The organism is Intrasporangium mesophilum (genome assembly GCF_054783095.1).
The window spans coordinates 16,692-37,790 of sequence record NZ_BAAGRF010000012.1; the positions used below are offsets into that span (position 1 = coordinate 16,692).

The 21,099-nt window shown below is 69.8% G+C and carries 18 protein-coding genes; 10 read left to right on the plus strand and 8 right to left on the minus strand.

Features of this window, described 5'->3' with window-relative positions; all coding sequences use genetic code 11:
* Positions 1–31: 31 nt before the first annotated feature.
* The 3 genes from ACYVLP_RS10810 to ACYVLP_RS10820 form a co-directional block, all read right to left on the minus strand.
* On the minus strand, positions 32–565 hold the full coding sequence (locus tag ACYVLP_RS10810) for an NUDIX hydrolase family protein (protein WP_460627349.1): 534 nt from the start codon (positions 563–565) through the stop codon (positions 32–34).
* Positions 566–652: 87 nt separating this feature from the next.
* Positions 653–1,675, minus strand: a complete 1,023-nt coding sequence (locus ACYVLP_RS10815) for a M28 family metallopeptidase (protein ID WP_460627350.1) — start codon at positions 1,673–1,675, stop codon at positions 653–655.
* Between the two features lie 308 nt (positions 1,676–1,983).
* Positions 1,984–3,363 carry an FAD-binding oxidoreductase gene (locus tag ACYVLP_RS10820; protein WP_460627351.1) on the minus strand — a complete coding sequence of 460 codons (1,380 nt, stop codon included), beginning with the start codon at positions 3,361–3,363 and terminating at the stop codon, positions 1,984–1,986.
* 278 nt (positions 3,364–3,641) lie between these two features.
* On the opposite strand from ACYVLP_RS10820, the gene ileS reads away from it, so the two are divergent.
* The 7 genes from ileS to ACYVLP_RS10855 all read left to right on the plus strand — a co-directional run bounded on the left by ileS (position 3,642) and on the right by ACYVLP_RS10855 (position 11,586).
* Positions 3,642–6,902 (plus strand): isoleucine--tRNA ligase, encoded by a 3,261-nt coding sequence (gene ileS / locus ACYVLP_RS10825; RefSeq protein ID WP_460627352.1) that lies wholly within the window; start codon positions 3,642–3,644, stop codon positions 6,900–6,902.
* The gene (locus ACYVLP_RS10830; RefSeq protein WP_460627353.1) at positions 6,899–7,450 is read left to right on the plus strand and encodes a GNAT family N-acetyltransferase; all 552 of its coding nucleotides are present in this window, start codon (positions 6,899–6,901) and stop codon (positions 7,448–7,450) included. The genes ileS and ACYVLP_RS10830 overlap by 4 nt, the downstream gene beginning before the upstream one ends.
* Positions 7,447–8,835 (plus strand): bifunctional folylpolyglutamate synthase/dihydrofolate synthase, encoded by a 1,389-nt coding sequence (locus ACYVLP_RS10835; RefSeq protein ID WP_460627354.1) that lies wholly within the window; start codon positions 7,447–7,449, stop codon positions 8,833–8,835. Before ACYVLP_RS10830 ends, ACYVLP_RS10835 begins: the two co-directional genes overlap by 4 nt.
* A 31-nt stretch (positions 8,836–8,866) precedes the next feature.
* On the plus strand, positions 8,867–9,313 hold the full coding sequence (locus ACYVLP_RS10840) for a hypothetical protein (RefSeq protein ID WP_460627355.1): 447 nt from the start codon (positions 8,867–8,869) through the stop codon (positions 9,311–9,313).
* 22 nt (positions 9,314–9,335) lie between these two features.
* On the plus strand, positions 9,336–9,737 hold the full coding sequence (locus ACYVLP_RS10845; protein WP_460627356.1) for a DUF4233 domain-containing protein: 402 nt from the start codon (positions 9,336–9,338) through the stop codon (positions 9,735–9,737).
* A gap of 58 nt (positions 9,738–9,795) precedes the next feature.
* On the plus strand, positions 9,796–10,224 hold the full coding sequence (ndk, locus tag ACYVLP_RS10850; RefSeq protein ID WP_460627357.1) for a nucleoside-diphosphate kinase: 429 nt from the start codon (positions 9,796–9,798) through the stop codon (positions 10,222–10,224).
* Positions 10,225–10,452: 228 nt separating this feature from the next.
* Entirely contained in the window at positions 10,453–11,586 is a 1,134-nt protein-coding gene (locus tag ACYVLP_RS10855) for an FUSC family protein (RefSeq protein ID WP_460627358.1), read from the plus strand.
* A gap of 120 nt (positions 11,587–11,706) precedes the next feature.
* Here the strand turns inward: ACYVLP_RS10855 and mctP are convergent, their stop codons facing one another.
* Together mctP and ACYVLP_RS10865 are read right to left on the minus strand one after the other, a co-directional pair.
* Positions 11,707–13,350 (minus strand): monocarboxylate uptake permease MctP, encoded by a 1,644-nt coding sequence (gene mctP / locus ACYVLP_RS10860; RefSeq protein ID WP_460627359.1) that lies wholly within the window; start codon positions 13,348–13,350, stop codon positions 11,707–11,709.
* Positions 13,347–13,655, minus strand: coding sequence for a DUF3311 domain-containing protein (locus ACYVLP_RS10865; protein ID WP_460627360.1), 309 nt, complete (start codon positions 13,653–13,655; stop codon positions 13,347–13,349). The genes mctP and ACYVLP_RS10865 overlap by 4 nt, the downstream gene beginning before the upstream one ends.
* A 200-nt stretch (positions 13,656–13,855) precedes the next feature.
* On the opposite strand from ACYVLP_RS10865, the gene lpdA reads away from it, so the two are divergent.
* Positions 13,856–15,253, plus strand: a complete 1,398-nt coding sequence (lpdA, locus tag ACYVLP_RS10870) for a dihydrolipoyl dehydrogenase (RefSeq protein ID WP_460627361.1) — start codon at positions 13,856–13,858, stop codon at positions 15,251–15,253.
* Between the two features lie 201 nt (positions 15,254–15,454).
* On the opposite strand, the gene ACYVLP_RS10875 is transcribed toward lpdA, so the two are convergent.
* A complete protein-coding gene (locus ACYVLP_RS10875; protein WP_452271111.1) occupies positions 15,455–15,610 on the minus strand; it encodes a DUF6131 family protein in 156 nt (51 codons plus the stop codon).
* A 327-nt stretch (positions 15,611–15,937) separates the two neighbouring features.
* Between ACYVLP_RS10875 and rpsO the strand changes: the two genes are divergently transcribed.
* Both rpsO and ACYVLP_RS10885 read left to right on the plus strand, forming a co-directional pair.
* A complete protein-coding gene (gene rpsO, locus ACYVLP_RS10880) occupies positions 15,938–16,207 on the plus strand; it encodes a 30S ribosomal protein S15 (RefSeq protein WP_452271110.1) in 270 nt (89 codons plus the stop codon).
* Between the two features lie 168 nt (positions 16,208–16,375).
* Positions 16,376–18,619, plus strand: coding sequence for a polyribonucleotide nucleotidyltransferase (locus ACYVLP_RS10885; protein ID WP_460627362.1), 2,244 nt, complete (start codon positions 16,376–16,378; stop codon positions 18,617–18,619).
* A gap of 62 nt (positions 18,620–18,681) precedes the next feature.
* Here ACYVLP_RS10885 and ACYVLP_RS10890 read toward each other — a convergent pair whose 3' ends face one another.
* Both ACYVLP_RS10890 and ACYVLP_RS10895 read right to left on the minus strand, forming a co-directional pair.
* The gene (locus ACYVLP_RS10890) at positions 18,682–19,713 is read right to left on the minus strand and encodes a cytochrome c oxidase assembly protein (protein WP_460627363.1); all 1,032 of its coding nucleotides are present in this window, start codon (positions 19,711–19,713) and stop codon (positions 18,682–18,684) included.
* An 87-nt stretch (positions 19,714–19,800) separates the two neighbouring features.
* Complete coding sequence (locus ACYVLP_RS10895; protein WP_460627364.1) at positions 19,801–21,054, minus strand: YVTN family beta-propeller repeat protein; 1,254 nt, start codon at positions 21,052–21,054, stop codon at positions 19,801–19,803.
* Positions 21,055–21,099 lie beyond the last annotated feature (45 nt).

Below are 21,099 nucleotides of genomic sequence, written 5' to 3' on the forward strand. Positions count from 1 at the left end.
CACCGACCGGGGCCCTCGTTTGCGTCGTGCGTCAAACCGGATAGCCCACGTGGGCCAGCGCCTGGCGCACCAGGACGCCATGCGATCCGGACATCTCGCCCGTGCGGGAGATGACGGCAGCTTCCTCGGGCGTCACCCAGGAGAGGTCGAGGGCGTCCTGCTGCGGGCGGCAGTCGCCCATCACCGCGACGACGAAGGCGAGCGAGACTGCGTGCTGCCGCGGGTCATGGAACGGCGTCACACCTGGCGTCGGGAAGAACTCTGCGACAGTGAACGGCTGTGGTGACAAGGGGATTCGCGGTAGTGCGACGGGTCCGAGGTCGTTCTCGATGTGCCGGGCCAGGGCGTCGCGGATCTTCTCGGTGTAGAGGACGCGGCCGCCGACGACCTCCTGGCCGATGCCGCCGTCGCTGTCGGCCCGCAGGAGCAGCCCGATGTGCGTCACGACGCCCTTGTCGTCGACCCGGACCGGGATCGCGTGCACGTAGAGGATGGGCAGCCGGTCGCGTGCGCTCTCGAGGTCGTCGCGGCTCAGCCATGCACTCGACGTCTCCGTTTCGCTCATGGCCCTCATCCTGCCAAACCCGGCGACATCCGCCGGCGCTCTGGGGCACCGTCCAGGTCAGGGCGGGGCAAGGTGTGGACCGAAGGGTCAGGGCCGCGCCGACCGCAGCCACGACCAGAGCACCGCGCCGGTGCGTTCCAGCTGTCCGCGGTCGACGACCGAGGGCACGTCCCGCGAGGAGTGGTAAGCGGCATACGGCACGCTCCCGAGCCGGGCCGCCGGGATGCCGACGGCCTCGAAGGACACGTGGTCGCTGGCTCGATTGGTGCACGAGCGGGTCGCGACGGGACCCGCTGCGCCCCGGATGGCCTGTGCCAGAGCGGGAGTGCCCCGCCCGCCGGAGCACACCGGCACCCGAGCGGTCCGCACCCCGACCCGGTCGAGCGCCACCATGCCGCGAGTCGCGCGGCGCTCCTCCGGGTCGAGGGTCGAGACGTAGTGGCGGGAGCCGAAGGCATAGAGCGTGCCATTTCCGCCCCGGGCCTCCTCGGCGCCGAAGGCGACGAACCGCACCGGAAGGGCAGCTGGCTGCTCTCGAGCCATGCGTGCCACCTCGGCCATGACCATGAGCCCCGACGCGTTGTCCTCGGCGCCGGGCGACTGGGGCACCGTGTCGAGGTGGGCACCCACCACCACGTGCGGTCGTCTGGAGTCGAACCCCGGCGGGTCGGCGAGGAGGTTGACCGCAGTACCGGCGGGCACGCGCACACCCCATGACACGCCGGCAGGCACCCGGAACTGCTGGAGCGTCACGTGGTACCCGGCAGCCCGCAGCCGCGCCGCCACGTATGCCGCTGCCTCGTCGTGGGCACGGCTCGCCGCGTCGCGAGGCCCGAGGCTCGCCAGGTCCCGGATGCCGGCGACGACGTGGTCCGCGTCGAAGGGTGCCGCGACCTGCGCCGTGCGCGACGGCGTCGGATGTGACGGACCGCCGGGCGGTGAAGGCGGCGCGGTCGATCTCGGGAGTGGCAAGGAGGACGGGCCGGCGTTGCTCGTCGCCCGCGACGGTGACGCGGCCTGGGCCGAGCTCTGCGGGGGCGCTGGGTCGAGCGACTGCGTGCAGCCCACGACAGCGACGACCATGGCCAGCGCGGCAGACACCGCGGTCACCAAGCGACCCGTCCGAGCCCTCCGAGCCATCACCCACGCTAACCCGGCCGTCCCACCGAACAGTCGAGTGAGCTTCCCGTCACACCCGTCACTGGGAGCAGTGGGGCGGGTGAGACCGGTGGGACCTGGCGCTCACTCGACCAGAAGGGTCGTGCGGGGCTAGTGGGCCGGGTGGGGCTGGTAAGGCCAGTGGGGCTGGATGCTCGCTCGACCACTGGGGTTCGTGCGGGGGCGGTGGTGGGGCTGGTGGGACGGGGCGCTCACTCGACCGGCCGGGTGGGGCTGGTGAAGCCAGTGGGGATGGGCGCTCACTCGACTGGGGGTTGGGGTGCGGCGAAGACCTTGCCGGGGTTCATGACACCGAGCGGGTCGAAGACCGCCTTGAGGCGGCGCTGGCGGGCCACCTCGGCGGTTCCGAGCTCGAGCTCGAGCCAGGGCACCTTGACGGTGCCGATGCCGTGCTCACCGGTGATCGTCCCGCCGAGCGAGAGGCCGAGCCGGATGACGTCGTCGAACGCCGCCCAAGCGCGGGCCGATGCGCCAGGGTCGTCTCGTGGGTAGACGATCGACGGGTGCAGGTTGCCGTCACCGCCATGACCGCTCACCGGAATGAGCACTGAGCGACGCTCAGCCACAGACTGAACGCCGCGGACGAACTCAGCCAGCCTTGCGATCGGCACGCACACGTCCTCGGCCAGCCGGGCGCCCATCGCCTCGAAGGCGGTGCTCATGACGCGCCGCCCGGCGAGCAGCGCGTCCGACTCCTGCGCGTCGTCCGCGACCGCGATCTCGATGGCCCCCGCAGCCCCGAGGAGAGCCGCATACCGGGCGACGTCCTCGGCCACATGTTCAGGGCGGTCCGACTGGACGAGCAGCACAGCCTCGCAGTCAGCGGGAAAGCCGAAGTCGCCGAAGGACTGGATCGCGTGCACGCTCGTGCGGTCGATGATCTCGAGGAGACACGGCCGATGGCGGTCGCTACGCAGTGCCACGATGCCGGCCACCGCCGCGTCGAGCGAGTCGAACACGGCGAGTGCCGTCAGCGCGGGGTCGGGTGCCGGCTCGAGCCGGACCACCACCGAGGTGACCACCCCGAGCGTGCCCTCCGACCCGACGAACAGCCCCGTCAGGTCATAGCCGGCCACACCCTTGACGGTGCGATGGCCGGTGCGCATCACCTCCCCGCCGGGCAGCACGACCTGCAGCGCCTTGACCCAGTCGGAGGTCACGCCGTACTTCACGCAGCACAGGCCGCCTGCGTTGGTCGCGACGTTGCCACCGATCGTGCACGTCTCGGTCGAGGCCGGATCGGGGCCGTAGAAGAGGCCCAGGTCGGCGGCCGCCCGCTTGAGGTCGGCGTTGACGACGCCGGGGCCGACAACGGCATACCCCTCGAGTGGGTCGATGTCGTGGATGGTGTCGAGGGCCTCGACGTTGAGCACGATGCAGCCCTCTGAGGCGGCCGCCCCGCCGGCGCGGGAGGTGCGGGCCCCCTGGGGAACGACAGGGGTGCGCGTGCGCTGCGCGTGCTCGAGGACGTCGACGACGTCGCCCAGGTCGCGCGCCCGCACGACGGCGAAGTCCGTCGGGGGAGGCGTCACCGCCGCGGTCGCGTCGACGGCATAGGTCCGCTTGACGTCGGCATCGACCACCTCGCGTCGCGCGGCGCGCTCGGGCAGGAGGGGCACACCGTCAGGCTAGACTGGGGCGCACAGGCGTTCGAGCCGTCATCAGCGGCGAGCCTCCGGAAGAACGGCACCCACGCCTCGGCTGGGTGGGTGCTCACTAGAACCGGACGGGTGGGCCCGTCACAGCCTTCGGCAAGAGTGGTCGTATGCCGGCCGGCGGGCTTCCGTCGACAGGGTGCGGCAAGCGGGGTGGCACCGCGGCGGAGCTCAGGGGCGACGTCGTCCCTGTGACAACGGAACACGTCCACGTCCCGCCAGCTGCCAGGAGACCACGACCCATGGCCTACCCGAAGGTCACCACCGACCCGTCCGCCACCGGTGCAGGTGCCGGTGTCCCGTCGAACCCTCGCTTCCCCGAGATCGAGGAGCGGGTCCTGGCGTACTGGGACCAGGACGGCACCTTCATGGCGTCCGTCGAGGGCCGCGACCCCGGCGTCGACGGCGACAACGAGTTCGTCTTCTACGACGGGCCGCCCTTCGCCAACGGCCTGCCGCACTACGGCCACCTGCTCACCGGCTATGTCAAGGACATCGTCCCCCGCTACCAGACGATGCGCGGCCGCCGCGTCGAGCGCCGGTTCGGCTGGGACACCCACGGCCTGCCCGCCGAGCTCGAGGCGCAGCGCCAGCTCGGCCTCAAGACCAAGCAGGACATCATCGACCTCGGCATCGACACCTTCAACGAGGCCTGCCGCAGCTCAGTGCTGAAGTACACCGGGGAGTGGCGCGAGTACGTCACGCGGCAGGCCCGCTGGGTCGACTTCGACAACGACTACAAGACCCTCGAGCCGGGGTACATGGAGTCGGTCATCTGGGCCTTCAAGACCCTGTACGACAAGGGCCTGGTCTACGAAGGCTTCCGCGTGCTGCCCTACTGCTGGAACGACCAGACGCCGCTGTCCAACCACGAGCTGCGCATGGACGACGACGTCTACAAGATGCGGCAGGACCCCGCCGTCACGGTCGGCCTGCGACTCGAGACCGGTGAGCTGGCGCTCGTCTGGACGACCACCCCGTGGACCCTGCCCGCCAACCTCGCGATCATGGTCCACCCCGACATCGACTACGTCGTCGTCGAGTCGGACCACACCGGCACGCTCGAGCGGTACATCGTGGCCGACGCCCGCCTCGCGGCCTACCAGCGAGAGTTCGGCCAGGACGCAGGCGACCGGATCGTCCAGCGGCTCAAGGGATCCGAGCTCATAGGGCGCTCCTACACGCCACCCTTCTCGTACTACGAAGGTCACGAGCACGCCCACCGCGTGGTCGAGGCCGACTTCGTCACGACGACCGACGGCACGGGCCTCGTGCACAGCGCCGGCGCCTTCGGTGAGGAGGACAAGCTCGTCACCGACCGCGAGGGCATCGCGCCCGTCGTGCCGGTCAACGCCGAGGGCCGCTTCACCTTCCCGGTCGTCGACTACGAAGGCATGCACGTCTTCGACGCCAACCTCCACATCATCGACCACCTCAAGGCCGCCACCCGGGGCGAAGGCGACCAAGGCTCGGTCACGACCGGCACCGTGCTGCTGCGCCGGGAGACCTACGACCACAGCTACCCGCACTGCTGGCGCTGCCGGCAGCCGCTGATCTACATGGCGGTGTCGAGCTGGTTCGTGGAGGTCACCAAGATCAAGGAGCGGATGCTCGAGCTCAACCAGGAGATCGAGTGGACGCCGGCGCACATCAAGGACGGACAGTTCGGCAAGTGGCTGGCCAACGCGCGTGACTGGTCGATCTCGCGAAACCGCTTCTGGGGCAGCCCGATCCCGGTGTGGAGGTCGGACAACCCCGAGTTCCCGCGGATCGACGTGTACGGCTCCTTCGAGGAGCTCGAGCGCGACTTCGGCGTCCCCGTGACCGACCTGCACCGGCCGTTCATCGACTCGCTGACGCGTCCGAACCCTGACGACCCGAGCGGCCGCTCGACCATGCGCCGCGTCGAGGACGTGCTCGACGTGTGGTTCGACTCCGGCTCGATGAGCTTCGCCCAGGTGCACTACCCGTTCGAGAACGCTGCCTGGTTCGAGCATCACTTCCCGGGCGACTTCATCGTCGAGTACATCGGGCAGACCCGCGGCTGGTTCTACACCATGCACATCCTCGCGACCGCTCTGTTCGACCGGCCGGCGTTCAAGAGCTGCGTCAGCCACGGCATCGTCCTCGGGTCCGACGGCCAGAAGATGAGCAAGTCGCTGCGCAACTATCCCGACGTCACCGAGGTCTTCGACCGTGATGGCGCCGACGCGATGCGCTGGTTCCTCATGAGCAGCCCGATCCTGCGCGGTGGCAACCTCATCGTCACCGAGCAGGGCATCCGGGACGGCGTGCGCCAGGTGATGATCCCGCTGTGGAACGCCTGGTCCTTCTTCGCGCTCTACGCCAACACCGCGCGCGGGGGCCAGGGCTACGACGCCAAGCACTCGACCTCGTCGACCGACGTCCTCGACCGCTACCTGCTCGCCAAGCTCGGCGAGTTCGTCGCGGACATGCAGGAGCAGCTGGACAGCTACGAGATCGCCGCCGCCTGCGACACGATGCGCGGCTTCCTCGACGTGCTGACCAACTGGTACATCCGGCGCTCTCGCGACCGCTTCTGGGGCGGCGAGAGTGAGGAGTCGCTCGCGGCCTACGACACGCTGTGGACCGCCCTGGAGACCGTGACCCGCGCGATCGCGCCGCTGCTCCCGCTCGTCACGGAGGAGATCTGGCGGGGGCTCACCGGCGAGCGCTCGGTGCACCTGACCGACTACCCCCGGGCCGAGGACCTACCGGCCGACCACGAGCTGGTCGCGGCCATGGACCGCGCCCGCGAGGTGTGCTCGGTCGCATCCAGCCTGCGCAAGGCCCGTGCCCTGCGCGCCCGACTGCCTCTCGCCGAGCTCACCGTCGTCGTCCGTGACGCGGCGGCGCTCGAGCAGTTCCGGTCGATCATCCAGGACGAGCTGAACGTCAAGACCCTGACGCTCGTCGACCTCGCCACCGCGAGCGAGGCTGACTTCGGTGTGGCCCAGCGCCTCACCGTCAATGCCCGGGCCGCCGGTCCGCGCCTCGGCAAGGACGTCCAGCAGGCGATCAAGGGGAGCAAGTCGGGCGACTGGTCGGTCGGTCCGGACGGCGTCGTCACCGCCGGTGGGCTCGAGCTCGTCGAGGGCGAGTACGTCGTCGAGACGGTCGTCGCTGGTGACGCCGACGGGTCGGTCGCGACGGCGATGCTGCCCTCGGGCGGCTTCGTCGTGCTCGACACGCACGTGACCCCGGAGCTCTCGACCGAGGGCGTCGCACGCGACCTGGTCCGCGCCGTCCAGCAGGCCCGGCGCGACACCGGGCTGCACGTGAGCGACCGGATCAGCCTCACCATCTCGGGCGACCCGCAGGTCTTCGAGGCGACCGTCACGCACCGCGAGCTGATCGTCGCCGAGACCCTCGCCAGCCAGTTCGCGTCGGCCGGCCCGGACCACCCGCTGCCGGACGGCTCGGGCACCGATGTGGTCGTCGGCGACAACCACGCGGCGCGCATCGTGGTGGTGAAGCGATGAGTGACGCTCTCGTCGTCCGCCTCGCCACGGGCAACGACCTCGCCGGGGTGCTGTCGGTGGGGCATCGCACCTGGCTGGCCACCTACGAGCCGATCACCGGTCCGGAGTACGTCGCGATGGGCCTGGCCAAGTGGTGGACCAGCGACGTCGTCACGGACTCGATCCGCAAGGGACGCACCCTTGTCGCCGTGGCCGACGACGAGGTCATCGGCGTCGCGACGTTCGGCCCCCAGGGCGGCGACTTCGTCCTCTGGAAGCTGTACGTCCTTCCCGACCACCATGGCCATGGCATCGGGTCCCGGCTGATGGAGGCAGTCGTCGAGCGCGCCCGCGAGGCTGGGCACTCACGGATCGTCCTGTCCCACATCGAGGGCAACCTGCAGGCCGCCGGGTTCTACGCCCGCCACGGGTTCGTGGAGACTCACCGGGAGTCAGGTGGATCGGGACTGCCGGTCAGTGTGTGGATGAGCCGTGATCTCGGCGGCGAGGCAGACGCCCCAGGCGCCCGCGAGCTGGCCGGCGCGGAGCCGGTCGAGGACCCGGCGTGAGCGGCCGTCCCGACGCCGCCCAGCAGGAGGCGGCTCGCAACCTCGAGGAGCTCAAGCGGATGCGCGAGATCGAGGAGGAGATCCTCGCCCGCGCCCCTGAGAACGACATCGGCCCTTCGCTCGAACGCATCCAGTCCGTTATGGACCTCGCCGGAGACCCCCAGCGCGCCTACCCCGTCATCCACCTCACCGGCACGAACGGCAAGACCTCGACGAGCCGGATGATCGACGCGATCCTGCGCGAGATGGGTCTTTCCACCGGGCGATTCACCTCGCCGCATCTGCACGACCTCCGCGAGCGGATCACGTTGTCCGGCAAGCCGATCCCGCGGGCGAAGTTCATCGCAGCCTACGACGACGTAGCACCACTCGTAGAGCTCGTCGACGCGCGGTCGCTCGAGACCGGTGGACGTCGGATGAACTTCTTCGAGGTCCTCGTCGCGGTCGCCTATGCCGCCTTCGCGGACGCGCCGGTCGACGTGGCCATCGTCGAGGTGGGGCTGGGCGGCTCGTGGGACGCGACGAACGTCGTCGACGCCCAGGTCGCGGTCGTCACCCCGGTCGACCTCGACCACACCCACCTGCTCGGCGACGACGTCGTGTCGATCGCGGAGGAGAAGAGCGGCATCATCAAGCCAGGCTCCGTGACCGTCTCCGGAGTCCAGGACGAGGATGTCGCCCGCGTCCTCATCGAGCGCGTTGAAGAGGTCGGCGGGCGAATCGTCTTCGAGGGCAACGACTTCGGCGTGCTCGCCCGGGAGGTCGCCATCGGCGGCCAGCAGGTCGCCCTTCGTGGGCTCGCTGGGGAGTATGCCGACCTCTTCCTCCCGCTGCACGGTGCCCACCAGGCCAGCAACCTCGCGACGGCGGTTGCCGCGGTCGAGTCGTTCGTCGGGGGAGGAGAGCAGGCCATCGACGCCGAGGTGCTCGCCGCCGCCTGCGCCTCGATGACCTCACCGGGCCGGCTCGAGATCGTCCGGCGGTCGCCGACGGTTCTCGTCGACGCGGCGCACAACCCGCACGGGGCCCGCTCGCTCGTGGCCGCGCTCGAGGAGGCCTTCGCCTTCACCAGGCTCGTCGGCCTGGTCGGGATCGTCGCCGACAAGGACGCCGCCGGGATGCTGGAGGTGCTCGAGCCTGCTCTCGACCACGTCGTCGTCTCCCGCAGCTCGTCGCCGCGGGCTATGAGCCCTGAGGAGCTCGGCCGTCTCGCGGTCGACATCTTCGGGGAGTCGCGGGTGACCGTCGTGCCCAACCTGCCTGACGCGCTCGAGCAGGCCGTGACGCTGGCCGAGTCGGAGGGCATGGGCGGTGGCGTCATCGCCACGGGCTCGGTCATCACCGCGGGCGAGGTGCGCATGCTGCTCGGCGTCACCGACGTCTGAGCCTGTCCGGCTCGCCTCTAGGCTGGGACCCATGCACCCGCTGGTGAAACTCGTCCTCATCCTCGCGGTCATCCTCGTCATCGTGGTGATCTGGGGTCGCGTCGTCGGACGTCGCGACCCCGAGCGGACCCTCGTCGGGTTGACCGACGAGGTCCGCGCCAAGGTCAGCCGCGAGATCAGTGCGGGCCACAAGATCAACGCGATCAAGATCTACCGTGAGGCGACGGGCGCGCCGCTCGCCGACGCGAAGAAGGCCGTCGACGCGTGGTTCGTGCCCGGGCGCGGGCCGGGTGTGCGCGACGCGGCGGCCTCCTTCTCCGACGGGCGCCTCACCGACGAGGGCCGGGCAAGGATCTCCGAGCTGATCCTCGCGGGTCGCCGTGAGGACGCCATGTCGCTCTATGCCGAGGCCACTGGCGCCAGCAGCTCCGAGGCGCAGGCCATCATCCGCACCTGGGACACCTCCCAGCACTACTGAGCAGCAAGGACACGACAGACTCATGCGCCGCATCAGGTTCTACGGCCAGACCGGCAAGTTCACGTGGCGGATGCTCGCCACGGTGCTTGCCGGCGAGTCGATCTGCGTCCTGCTCGGGGCGCTCGTCGCCCGGGGCATCTCGGCGGCGGCCGACGACGCGGGTCGGAGCACGGCATACCTCGTCGTGGGCCTCGGCCTCGCGGTCCTCGCGATCATCGCCGCCGGAACGATGCGGCGGCCCTGGGGGCTCACCCTGGGCTGGGTCGTCCAGGCGCTCGTGCTCCTCAGCGCCTTCATCGTGCCGATGATGCTCGTGGTCGGCCTGTTCTTCCTCGCCCTGTGGGTGACCTGCCTGCTCCAGGGCGGCAAGATCGACGCCGAGGTCGCCCGGCGTGAGGCCGCGCAGAGCGCCCCGGAAGCCTGATCGGCCGGAGCGCGCCAGGCGGGTCAGCCGGCCGCCGGCGGGCCGATAAGGTGACCGCGTGACCACCGAACGCTCACTCGTCCTCGTCAAGCCCGACGGATTCCAGCGCGGCCTCACCGGAGAGGTCCTGCGCCGCATCGAGGCCAAGGGGTATGTCCTCGTGAGCCTCTCCGTGCTCACGCCGGACCGCGACATGCTCGCGGCGCACTATGCCGAGCACGAGGGCAAGCCCTTCTACGGCCCGCTCGTCGACTTCATGAGCTCGGGTCCGGTCGCCGCCGTGGTCATCGAGGGCCACGACTGCGTCAAGGGCTTCCGGGCGCTCGCGGGAGCGACGAACCCCACCGAGGCGCTCCCCGGCACGATCCGCGGCGACTTCGGCCGCGACTGGGGCCTCGCGGTGCAGCAGAACATCGTGCACGGCTCCGACTCGCCGGGGTCCGCGGCACGCGAGATCGCCATCTGGTTCCCCGATCTGGAGGGCTAGCGGGGGCACAATCACGCGGCCGAAGTGTGCCGTGGTCGTCGTCGTGAGCCAGGGCGGCAGCGGATCGAAGGGGGCCGCGCCTGCAGTCCGACGGATCTTCGATGCCATCCTGACTCTGGGCCTCTGAACGACCTGAGGCATTGATGGCGCTGGGGCTCTGAGGCTTCGAGGCTTCGAGGCTTCGAGGCTTCGAGGCTCAGAACGGCCGACTGGGAGAGGGCACGAGGCGTGGACGACTACCTGAGGAGTGACGCCCCGGTTGTGGACGCGCTCGACCGCGCCTGGGACCGAAGCAGGCTCAGCGTCCGGACCCGGTTCCAGCGGCTCTGGTCGCGCAACTTCCAGCTCGTCCAGTGTGCCGTGGCAGCCGGTGTGGCCTGGTGGCTGGCCGCCGACGTCATCGGCCACAAGACGCCGTTCTTCGCCCCGATCGTGGCTGTCGTCTGCCTCGGGATGTCGTACGGCCAACGGCTGCGAAGAGTCTTCGAGGTGGCCGTCGGCGTGGCGGTCGGTGTGTTCACCGCCGACCTCTTCGTCCACGTCGCCGGGACCGGCCCCTGGCAGATCGCGCTCGTCGTTCTCGTCTCCATGAGCCTGGCGACTCTCCTCGACGGCGGTCCGGTGCTCGTCACGCAGGCGGCCGTGCAGAGCATCGTCATCGCGGCACTGGCACCCAGCCCGGGCCAGGCATTCACGCGGTGGACCGACGCGCTGCTGGGCGGCGCTGTGGCGCTGGTCGCGGCGACCGTCGTGCCGCAGGCGCCGCTGCGTCGCCCGCGCGTCGTGGCCTCGGAGGTGACACGCAAGATCAGCGAGCTGCTGCGCCGAGCCGCAGCGAGCGCACAGGACGGCGACGTCGAGGCGGCCGCGGAGGTGCTCGCGTCAGCCCGCGGCACGGAGTCCCTTCTGCGCGAGCTTCGTTCGGCCGCGGACGAGGGGCTCTCGGTCATCGCGTCGTCGCCGTTCTCGCGGCAGCACGCCGCTGGCGTGCGAAGGATGGTCGACCTCGTGGAGCCGCTCGACCGGGCGATGCGCAGCGTTCGGGTGCTGGTGCGCCGGGTCACCGTGGCGGTCGGGCGTGGGGAGGAGCTGCCCGAGGGGTACGACCGGCTCATCCTCGAGCTCGCGGATGCGACGGACGTCATGGGTCGGGCGCTCGCCGAGAATGCCTCACCGGAGGTCGGCCGGCCCGCGCTGCTGCGGGTGGCGACCGCGACGGGGGAGGTGCCGCGGACCGACAGCCTGGCCACGGAGACCGTCCTGGCCCAGATCCGGTCGGCGGTCGTCGACCTGCTCCAGGTGGCCGGCATGGACGTCGACGCCGCGGTCGCTGCGCTGCCACCCGAGCGACCACGCAGCTGAGGACGCCCTGGCGAGCCCGCCTCGCCGACGCACTTCTCGGGGGCGTCCTGGCGTGACCGGAGGGCCGGGTCCACGCTGACCCGGCCCTCCGGCATACCCGATGTGGTGCTCGACAGCCCGTCAGGCGGAGGGCGTCGTCTCGTGCACCATCACCGGCATCTTCTGCACTCGGGGGTCGCCCGCGTCGGCGAAGTAGTCGGCCGGGATCGTCTCGTCCTTGCCGGCGGGCGCCTTGACCGCACGGAGGATGAGCGTGAGCACGGCCGCGACGACGATGTTGATGACGAAGGCGGTGACCGCGATGTAGCCCATCTGGTCGATGCCCGGGATGTTGGCCGTCGATCCTGCGAAGTGGGCGGTCGTCAGGTTCGACACGTTGTAGGCCGCGACCGTGCCGTAGATCATGCCGACGGCCCAGCCGGCGAGCAGGGCCCAGCGGTGGAACCACTTGGTGTAGAGGTAGAAGACCACCGACGGGAACGTCTGGAGGATCCAGATGCCACCGAGGAGCTGGAAGTTGATCGCGTTCTGCTTGTCGAGGACGAGGACGAACAGCAGCGCGAACGCCTTGACCACGAGCGAGGTCACCTTGCTGACCTTGGCCTCCTGCGCGACGGTCGCCTGCGGTTTCAGCCAGGCCTTGTAGATGTTGCGCGTGAAGGTGTTCGCCGCGGCGATCGACATGATCGCGGCGGGCACGAGGGCGCCGATCGCGATCGCTGCGTAGGCGACTCCCGCGAACCACGACGGGAAGAAGTCCTCGAACAGCTGCGGCACGACCAGCTGCGGGTTCGGCTTGCCGTCGAGCCCGATCGGCTTGGTCCCTGCGGCGATGGCGACCCACCCGAGCAGGGCCAGCAGGCCGAGCAGGAAGGAGTATGCCGGCAGGATCGAAGCGTTCTTGCGGATCGTGTTGCGGCTCTTGGCGGACAGGCTCGCCGTCACCGAGTGCGGGTACATGAACAGCGCCATCGCGGAGCCGAGGGCCAGCGTCGCGTAGGCCCAGTACTGCCCGCTGGCCGGGATGAAGACGCCGGGCTTGCCGGTGGCGGCGGTCGGCTTGGCCATCTTCTCCTGGGCGGCGTCGAAGACGTGCGTCCACCCCCCGACCTTGCTGGGCAGGTAGATGATCGCCACGAGGATGACGATGTAGATGAGGATGTCCTTGACGAACGCGATGATCGCCGGCGCACGCAGGCCCGAGGTGTAGGTGTAGAGCGCGAGCACGAGGAACGCGACGAAGAGCGGAAGGTCCCTGGCGAACCAGTTGCCGCCGCTGCCCACACCGACCACCTCGAGGACCGCCTGGATGCCGACGAGCTGGAGCGCGATGTAGGGCATCGTCGCGATGAACCCCGTGATCGCAACGGCGAGCGACAGGCCACGCGACCCCGAACGGCCGTGCACGAAGTCGGCGGGCGTGACGTAACCGTGGCGGTGCGAGACTGACCACAGCCGCGACATGAAGATGAAGATGATCGGGTAGAGGATGATCGTGTAGGGCACGGCGAAGAAGCCGCTCACTGCGCCGGCGGAGAACATCGCGGCGGGCACCGCGATGAACGTGTATGCCGTGTAGAGGTCGCCTCCGAGCAGGAACCACGTGATCCAGGTGCCGAACGAGCGGCCGCCGAGACCCCATTCCTCGAGACTCTCCATGCTGGCCGGGCGTCGCCATCGGGCCGCCCAGAAGCCGGCACACGCGACGACGACGAAGAAGAAGACGAGGACGGTGAGGGCCACCCAGTCGATGCCGGTGTTCATCGGTCCTCACCTCCGAGCCCGGTCGGGTCGTCGTCGAGGTACGTGTCGCCCTCGGGGTTCATCGGCCGGTGTGGCCGCGCCTTGAGCACCAGGCGGTAGGCGCTGTAGGTGAACGCCGCGGTGATGAAGACCCAGAGGAACTGGTACCAGATGAAGAAGGGGAACCCCCCGAGGCGCGGCTCGTCCTTGGCGTAGGTGCTGACGAGCAGGAGCGCGATGATCGGGATGGCCAGGAGCACGCCGGCGATGGCCAGGAGGCCCTTGTTCGCTGGTGGCGCGTCGTGGCGATGCGGAGCTGTACTCACGCAATGACCTCCATTGGTCGAGCTGGACTGATCCAGCCGTGCGTCGCGGAAACTTACTCTCACAAAGCGGGAAAATGGGGCGAGCGGCCCAGCGAGTTCGACGCCGGTTCGCACCGTCTGGACATACCCGATCTGCACGCGTGTCACGCGTGCGTGGGCGTGGTCTCGGCGGCCGCTCGCGCCCAGATAGGCTGTCGCCCATGGCTGATTTCGATGTCGTTGTGCTCGGTGCCGGTCCCGGTGGCTACGTCGCGGCGATCCGCGCGGCGCAGCTCGGCAAGAAGGTCGCCGTGGTCGAGAAGCAGTACTGGGGCGGCGTGTGCCTGAACATCGGATGCATCCCGAGCAAGGCGCTGCTGCGCAACGCCGAGATCGCCCACATCATCACGCAGGAGAAGAAGACCTTCGGCATCGAGGGCGACGCGACGATGTCGTACGCCACGACCCACTCGCGCAGCCGCAGCGTCGCCGACGCCAGCGCCAAGGGCGTCCACTACCTCATGAAGAAGAACAAGATCGAGGAGATCGACGGATGGGGCACCATCACCTCGCCGACCTCCCTGAGCGTGGCTCTCAACGACGGCTCGACGCGTGACGTCTCGTTCGACAACCTCATCATCGCGACCGGCTCTGTGACGCGGATGCTGCCCGGCGTGAAGGTGAGCACCAACGTCGTCACCTACGAGGAGCAGATCCTCGACCCGAACCTCCCGGGCTCGGTCATCATCGCCGGGTCGGGTGCGATCGGCGTCGAGTTCGCCTATGTCATGAAGAACTTCGGGGTCGACGTGACCATCGTCGAGTTCCTCGACCGCATGGTTCCGACCGAGGACGCCGATGTGTCCAAGGAGCTCTTCCGGCAGTACCGCAAGCTCGGCGTCAACGTCCTGCTCAGCACCAAGGTCGAGGGTGTGGAGGACACCGGCTCCGGCGTGCGCGTGACCGTCAGCCCCGCCGCCGGTGGCGACCAACAGGTGCTCGAGGCCGACCGGCTGCTGTCCGCCATCGGCTTCGCCCCGCGCGTCGACGGCTTCGGGCTGGAGAACAGCGGCGTCGGCCTCACCGAGCGCGGCGCGATCGCGGTCGACGCCCGTGGACGCACCAACGTGCCGGGCATCTACGCCATCGGAGACGTCACCGGCAAGCTCATGCTCGCGCACACGGCCGAGGCGATGGGCGTGGTCGCTGCCGAGACCATCGCGGACGCCGAGACGATGGAGATCAACTTTGACATGATCCCGCGGGCGACCTTCTGCCAGCCCCAGATCGCGTCGTTCGGGTACTCCGAGGAGCAGGCCAAGGAGCTGGGCTACGACGTCAAGACCGCGAGCTTCCCCTTCTCCGCCAACGGAAAGGCGCGCGGCATGGCCGAGGGCGTCGGCTTCGTCAAGATCGTCGCCGACGCGACGCACAACGAGCTCCTCGGCGCGCACATGATCGGCCCCGAGGTGACCGAGCTGCTGCCCGCGCTGACGCTCGCCCAGCAGTGGGACCTCACCGCCGACGAGGTTGCGCGCAACATCTTCGCGCACCCCACGCTCAGCGAGGCGATGAAGGAAGCCATCGAGGGCATCGCAGGTCACATGATCAACCTCTGACCGGTAGGAAACCGGACCGGTACCGGTCGCCGGTCAGGTCGCCACGCCGGTCGCCACGCCGGTCGCTACGCCGGTCGCCACGCCGGTCGCCACGCCGGTCGCTACGCCGGTCGCCGGGCGGCCCCGGACACGAGGAAGCCCCTCGCGCGTCGCGCGAGGGGCTTGCTCGTCAGGCGAGGATCGAGCCCTGACCGGAGCGCATCAGTACCAGTGCTTCCGGCCCCCGACGGCACGCCCGGTGGCGCCGAGGAGGAACAGGACCGCGCCGATCACCACGAGGATGATGCCGATGGTGGTGAGGATGCCGATGTTGGCCAGCCATCCGATCAGCAGCAGGATGATGCCGAGAATGATCATGGTGTTGTTTGGCTCCTTCGATGGAATTTCCCTGAGCAATGGGGGCATACCCCGCCGAACCCATGAGTTAACGAGCGACCGGGACCGAGTGCACCGGCATACGCGTGGGCGTGTGGGACATTCCGGGCGTACGCGCGGGCCGCGACGCGACCGCAGGCCGGCGCGACGGGGAGCTGGCGAGGCACGGACCCCCGTGCTCGTCGATTAGGGCGGCAGACACGCCGCTGTTAGTCTTGGGGGTGCCGTCGATCGGCCGCGGACCATACAGCGCCCAGGTGGACATGCCCTGGAGCACCGCGCAACGATTCAAGAAGGAGTCGGTCATCCATGCCGTTGGAAACTGACGTGAAGAAGCAGATCATCGCCGAGTACGCCACGACCGAGGGCGACACCGGCTCCCCGGAGGTCCAGATCGCCCTGCTCACGCAGCGCATCCGTGACCTCACCGAGCACGCTCGGGCCCACAAGCACGACCACCACAGCCGGCGCGGCCTGCTGCTGCTGGTCGGTCGCCGCAAGCGCATGCTGCGCTACCTCGAGGCGACGGACATCGAGCGCTACCGCTCGCTGATCAAGCGACTCGGCCTGCGTCGATGAACACGTGACGAAAGGCGGTCCCCGCGAGACGCGGCGACCGCCTTTCGTCATAGGTGCGGCACCACGGCCGAGCCGCTGGCGCACCGGGGCCATCTGGCCCAGAAGAGAAACCACGCACACAACGACGATGTGTGTGGGCACAAGAGAGAAAAGAAAGCGAGGGCCCACATGGAGGGTCCAGACATCACCTTCGCCGAGGCCGTCATCGACAATGGCAGCTACGGCACCCGAACGGTCCGCTTCGAGACCGGACGCCTGGCCAGGCAGGCCGGCGGCGCCGTCACGGCCTACCTCGACGACGACACGATGCTGCTGTCGACCACGTCGGCCGGCAAGACGCCGAAGGACCAGTTCGACTTCTTCCCCCTCACGGTCGACGTCGAGGAGCGGATGTACGCCATCGGCAAGATCCCCGGCTCGTTCTTCCGCCGCGAGGGGCGCCCGTCGACCGAGGCGATCCTCACCTGCCGCCTCATCGACCGCCCGCTGCGCCCCACCTTCAAGAAGGGCCTGCGCAACGAGGTTCAGGTCATCATCTCGGTGTTCTCCCTGAACCCCGACCACCAGTACGACGTGCTGGCCATCAACGCCGCGAGCGCCTCGACGCAGATCTCGGGCCTGCCGTTCTCCGGCCCCATCGGCGGTGTGCGCGTCTCGCTCATCGACGGCCAGTGGGTCGCCTTCCCGAACTTCTCCGACATCGAGAAGTCCGTCTTCGACATGGTGGTGGCCGGCCGCGTGGTCGGTGACGACGTCGCGATCATGATGGTCGAGGCGGAGTCGACCGAGTCGACGTGGGACCTCGTGAAGAGCCAGGGCAAGCAGGCGCCGACCGAGGAGGTCGTGGCCGAGGGCCTCGAGGCGAGCAAGAAGTTCATCCGCGTCCTGTGCGACGCGCAGGCTGAGCTCGCCGCCAGTGCGGCCAAGCCCGTCGAGGAGTTCCCGATCTTCCTCGACTACGAGGACGACGCGTATGCCGCCGTCGAGGGCGCCGTCTCGCAGGAGACCGCCGCGGCCCTGACGATCGCGGGCAAGCAGGAGCGCGAGGACCGCCTCGACGCCATCAAGGAGTCCATGAAGGCTCAGCTCGCCGAGCAGTTCGAGGGACGCGAGAAGGAGCTGTCGGCGGCGTTCCGGTCGGTTCAGAAGAAGCTGGTGCGCCAGCGCATCCTGCGCGACAAGGTCCGCATCGACGGCCGTGGCCTCGCCGACATCCGCGCCCTGGGCGCCGAGGTCGAGGTGCTGCCGCGGGTGCACGGCTCGGCGATCTTCGAGCGCGGCGAGACCCAGATCATGGGTGTGACGACGCTGAACATGCTCAAGATGGAGCAGCAGCTCGACACGCTGTCCCCGGTGACGCGCAAGCGCTACATGCACAACTACAACTTCCCGCCCTACAGCACCGGTGAGACCGGCCGCGTGGGGTCGCCGAAGCGTCGCGAGATCGGCCACGGTGCGCTCGCTGAGCGTGCCCTGATGCCGGTGCTGCCGACGCGCGAGGAGTTCCCCTACGCGATCCGCCAGGTGTCCGAGGCTCTCGGCTCCAACGGCTCGACGTCGATGGGCTCGGTCTGCGCCTCGACCCTGTCGCTGCTCAACGCCGGTGTGCCGCTGCGCGCCCCGGTCGCCGGCATCGCCATGGGTCTGGTCTCCGACGAGGTCGACGGCCAGACCCAGTACGCCGCCCTCACCGACATCCTCGGTGCGGAGGATGCCTTCGGTGACATGGACTTCAAGGTCGCCGGCACCCGCGAGTTCGTCACGGCGATCCAGCTGGACACCAAGCTCGACGGCATCCCGGCGTCGGTCCTGGCCGGTGCGCTGACCCAGGCCCGCGACGCTCGTCTGCACATCCTCGACGTCATGGCCGAGGCCATCGACGTCCCGGACGAGATGAGCCCGTACGCCCCGCGCATCATCACGGTCAAGGTCCCCGTCGACAAGATCGGTGAGGTCATCGGCCCGAAGGGCAAGATGATCAACCAGATCCAGGACGACACGGGCGCCGACATCTCGATCGAGGACGACGGCACCGTGTTCATCGGCGCGACCGACGGTCCGTCGGCCGAGGCGGCCCGCGCAGCGATCAACGCCATCGCGAACCCGCAGATGCCCGAGGTCGGCGAGCGCTTCCTCGGCACGGTCGTCAAGACGACGACCTTCGGTGCGTTCGTCTCGCTCCTGCCGGGCAAGGACGGCCTGCTGCACATCTCCGAGGTGCGCAAGCTCGTGGGCGGCAAGCGGATCGACAGCGTCGACGACGTCGTCAAGGTCGGCCAGAAGGTTCAGGTCGAGCTCAAGGAGATCGACCCGCGCGGCAAGCTCAGCCTCGCGGCCGTCCTCCCGGAGGGCGACGCGGCCGGCACCGACGGCGCGTCCGGTGAGAAGTCCGAGGCGCCGGTCGAGGCCTGACCGACGCACTCAGGTCGAGTGGTCACTTCGCAACGAAGTGACCACTCGACCTTTTTGTCGACTCAGTCGTGGCGTGGTCCGTACCTACCTGCGAAGCGCGGGTCGGTCTCCCACCACAGGCCGCTCGCCTCGGCCCCGGCCCCGGCAGCGGCCTCGGCCCCGGCATCGGCAGCGGCCCCGGCAGCGGCCTCGGCCCCGGCATCGGACTCGGGCGCTGGGGTCGTGGTCGTGCGGGCGCTCTGCGCGGCCGTTCTTCGGGCCGCCTCGATGTCGAGCAGGGCGTCGACCTCACGCGCCTCTCGGTCGTCGCTGCGGGTCCACTGCACGAACGTCACGGCGATGACCGGCAGCCCGACCGACTCGGCGACGGCAAGGAGCGCGCCCCCGCCCAGATGGGTGTCCTGAAGCGGGTCGGACGCGCCGGCGAACCCGGCATACCCCTTGGCCACCACGACACCCGAGGTCATGATGAGGATGCCTGGGATGGCGTCGAACAGCCCGTCGGCGAAGGCCAGGAACGTCCGGACCCCGGGGCCGGCCCAGGCAGGTAGCAGCTCGTCGGTCATGAGCGGCAGCACGAAGAGCAGCCCGGTGACGAGCAGGGCCACGTCGAGACCCGCCTCGACGAGCCGGGACCGGGTCGAGTCGACGAACACCGGGGTGTAGAAGACGGCGAGCAGGGTCCCGACGGCCAGGACCGTGCTGACGACCGGGAACATCAGCACGCGAGCGACGCCTCCCTCGAGGGCGCGTACGAGCCAGTGCGGATGGTCCGGGTGCAGGCGGCGCAGCAGCGTGACCGGGTCGCCGAGCGCGAGGCCAACGGGCGTCAGGGCTGCGAGCGTGGCCACCTGAAGGGCGCCGACCCAGAAGAGGTCGCCGCGGTACACGGCCAGGGGGCCGCAGACGGCATACGCCAGCGTGCCGACCCCGAAGCCGAGGTACAGCGCGACCCGCCAGGCGGGCCAGTGCAGGCCGCTGCGGTGCGCGCGCCAGACTTGCCACAGGTACCAGCCGGCGGCCAGGCCGACGAGTGCCAGGCCCAGCGGGTCGGCCGTCCACGACGTGACGAGGTCAGTCGGCTCGAACGGCATGGGGCCGATCGTGCCGCCGGTGCCTGGGTGTCCGATGAGAGTGCGCCGAACGCGTCGGCCCGGCTGTCGGACCCAGCCGGATGCGGCTCAGCGGGTGTTGCCCGTGTGTCCGAGCGAGAACCGCCCCGGCTGGGGCCACACGAGCAGGCCGTGCGGTCCGGCCGCGGTGTGGATGCGGTGCAGGAGGCGGCCGGTCCTCGTGTCGATGACGTAGACCTCGGAGCTGTACCGCCCGCTCAGCCACAGCTGCGACCCGTCGGCCGTGACGCCGCCCATGTCGGGCGTGGCGTGGCCGGGGAGGCGCCAGAGGGCGACGGGCCGGTTGGACCTCGCGTCGAAGACGGTGATCGTCCCGGCGTCGCGGTTGCTGACGAAGACCCGTCTGGCGTCGCGGCTCGGGTAGATCCCGTGCGCCCCGAGGCCGGTGTGCACGAAGTGGTCGACGGTGAACGTCGACGCGTCGATGAACCACACGCCGTTGCGCAGCATGTCCGCCACCATGAACCAGCGACCGTCGGGTGTCAGCCGGACATCCTGCGGCATGGAGGACGCGCCGCGGACGAGTCCGGCTCGGGGGCCGCTCATCGAGCCCATCCCCGGCGGGGTCGCGCCCGGCGTCTTCACGGCGTTGAGGTCGATGACCTTCCGGACGTGCGTCGCCTGGGCGTCGGCGACGAGGAGGCGCCCGCTGAACTCGCAGCTGGCGACGAACGTGGTCAGGTCGGCGGTGAAGTCCGCATGGTTGACGCCGGCGCACATCGGCACCTTCAGCGAGCGGACGCGCTTCATCGTGCGCGGGTCGAGGGCGTTGATGGCCCGGTCGCGCGAGGCCATCGCGAGGGCGTACCTGCCGTCGGGGGTGAAGTAGAGGTTGTAGGGGTCGGCGACGGCCACCGGGCGCCCGACCCGGCCGGTGCGCGGGTCGATGGGCGTCAGGGCGTTGCCCTTGTCGGAGTTGACCCACAGCCGGGTGAAGTCCCACGAAGGCACGACGTGTTCGGGAGAGGCCGGGACGCGATAGGTCGCCACGACCCGGTAGGTCCGGGGGTCGATGACCTGCACCGTGCCGGACAGCTGGTTCGGCACGTAGACGAGGTGGCGGGCGTGCCGGGCCGCACCGGTGAGGTCGTTCGCGCCGTCGTGCGCGTAGGGCAGCGTGCCCGGTGTGGGGCTGTATGCCGTCCCGGGGCCTGTCGTGGTCGGCGTGCCCGTGGCGGCGGAGGGCGTCGCGGTCGGCCCGGCCGCCGGCCCGGCGACCGGAGCGCTCGGCGTGCAGGCCGCGAGGGCCGTGCTGGTCACGAGCACGGCAGCCACTACCCCGAGCCGGACCAAGGTCCTCACAGTCGGATCCTGCCCGGTCGCACTGGGAGTGCGCTACGTGAAGGC

What these genes read in the sequence shown, in the direction of transcription:
- ACYVLP_RS10810 (WP_460627349.1), bottom strand. Translation starts at nt 565, where the DNA reads ATGAGCGAAACGGAGACGTCGAGTGCATGGCTGAGCCGCGACGACCTC.
- ileS (WP_460627352.1), top strand. Translation starts at nt 3,642, where the DNA reads ATGGCCTACCCGAAGGTCACCACCGACCCGTCCGCCACCGGTGCAGGT.
- ACYVLP_RS10830 (WP_460627353.1), top strand. Translation starts at nt 6,899, where the DNA reads ATGAGTGACGCTCTCGTCGTCCGCCTCGCCACGGGCAACGACCTCGCC.
- ACYVLP_RS10840 (WP_460627355.1), top strand. Translation starts at nt 8,867, where the DNA reads ATGCACCCGCTGGTGAAACTCGTCCTCATCCTCGCGGTCATCCTCGTC.
- ACYVLP_RS10845 (WP_460627356.1), top strand. Translation starts at nt 9,336, where the DNA reads ATGCGCCGCATCAGGTTCTACGGCCAGACCGGCAAGTTCACGTGGCGG.
- mctP (WP_460627359.1), bottom strand. Translation starts at nt 13,350, where the DNA reads ATGAACACCGGCATCGACTGGGTGGCCCTCACCGTCCTCGTCTTCTTC.
- lpdA (WP_460627361.1), top strand. Translation starts at nt 13,856, where the DNA reads ATGGCTGATTTCGATGTCGTTGTGCTCGGTGCCGGTCCCGGTGGCTAC.
- ACYVLP_RS10875 (WP_452271111.1), bottom strand. Translation starts at nt 15,610, where the DNA reads ATGATCATTCTCGGCATCATCCTGCTGCTGATCGGATGGCTGGCCAAC.
- rpsO (WP_452271110.1), top strand. Translation starts at nt 15,938, where the DNA reads ATGCCGTTGGAAACTGACGTGAAGAAGCAGATCATCGCCGAGTACGCC.
- ACYVLP_RS10885 (WP_460627362.1), top strand. Translation starts at nt 16,376, where the DNA reads ATGGAGGGTCCAGACATCACCTTCGCCGAGGCCGTCATCGACAATGGC.
- ACYVLP_RS10890 (WP_460627363.1), bottom strand. Translation starts at nt 19,713, where the DNA reads ATGCCGTTCGAGCCGACTGACCTCGTCACGTCGTGGACGGCCGACCCG.